Source organism: Vibrio sp. 2033, assembly GCF_033339735.1.
On the sequence record NZ_JAWOVC010000102.1, the window covers coordinates 1 to 1,171 of the forward strand.

1 protein-coding gene is annotated in these 1,171 nt (G+C 46.6%); it reads right to left on the reverse strand.

Annotated features, from left to right (window positions below; all coding sequences use genetic code 11):
- A partial coding sequence (locus R7P74_RS24880) for a tetratricopeptide repeat protein (protein WP_318123310.1) occupies nt 1-1,171 on the reverse strand: 1,171 nt, incomplete at both ends.

Below are 1,171 nucleotides of genomic sequence, written 5' to 3' on the forward strand. Positions count from 1 at the left end.
AGCACTTAAATCTTGTGTTGCGGAATTTAATGCTAAGCTCGCATACCAACTATCAAAATCTTCAAAGTGATTCAAGCTTACCATCATGCTGCCGTAAGCCAGTTTGTCATCGGTTGACCAATCTTCTGCAAACGAAATGCTTTGGAAAATCCTCTCAGCTTCCTTAACTTCATCAATGTCTAACCACGCACTCACTAGACGAGCGAGCGGTTGAATTTGACCTTGATAATCCGACTCTAGCGCACGTAATGTCGCCATTACTGATTCGGGAGAAGCTAAGTAACGCGTTTGAATGTCTCTCAACTGAGCATCAAGCTTCAAGCGGGTTAAATTGCGCTGCATTGCGTCTGTCATGTCATGTTGTGCGATGCTCTCTAGCTCAGCGATGGCCTCATTCACTTTGAAGTCCTGCGCGAGATAAAGCGCGTAAGCAAATTTCATTTCAGGGTCATTACTAGATGTAGCCCAATCGGACATCAGCGTATCCGCGCGTACTTTGTCGCCCATTGAATGAACCACGTCAGCAATATCAAGCCTTAACCATGGGGAGGTTGGCTGTAGCGCAATCAATTCCTCTACGGACGCTTTCATCGTTGCCTGATCATTTTGAGCGATTGCGATCCGCAGACGAGTCAAAATAACTTCCGACTTGATGCTCGCTATTTTTTCAGCGACCACTTTCTGCTGTGGGGCTGAGTAACTGCGCGCGAGTGCTTCCGCGCCAGACCAATCTTGCTGCTGAATACGAACATCTAAGCGACCACGCAATGCAGAGCTATTGCTGCTATCCAGTTGCAAAGCTTGTTTGAAAACCTTCTCTGCCGCGGCATAATTTTCTCGTACAAGATACAAAGAGCCTAATGATGCATAAGCATAAGGTTGGGATTTATCTACTTGAATCGCTTTGTGATAAACGCTTTCTGCTTGCTTAAACTGACCTTTTTCTACCAAGGCATCACCTTGATCAAGATACGCCCAATATTGAGACGTCTCGATTAGCGCTGCCCATTTTGAGGCCGAGTCAGGATTATGATCTAAGCGCTGAGCCTGTTTAAAGTATTCGAGCGCTTTTTGCTGCTGCCCTCTACGTAGATAAACCTTGCCCATAGCACCGAGCAATTCAGGATCTCGCGGACGAGTCGTCAACGCATAACGCAGCTGAGCTTCTGCT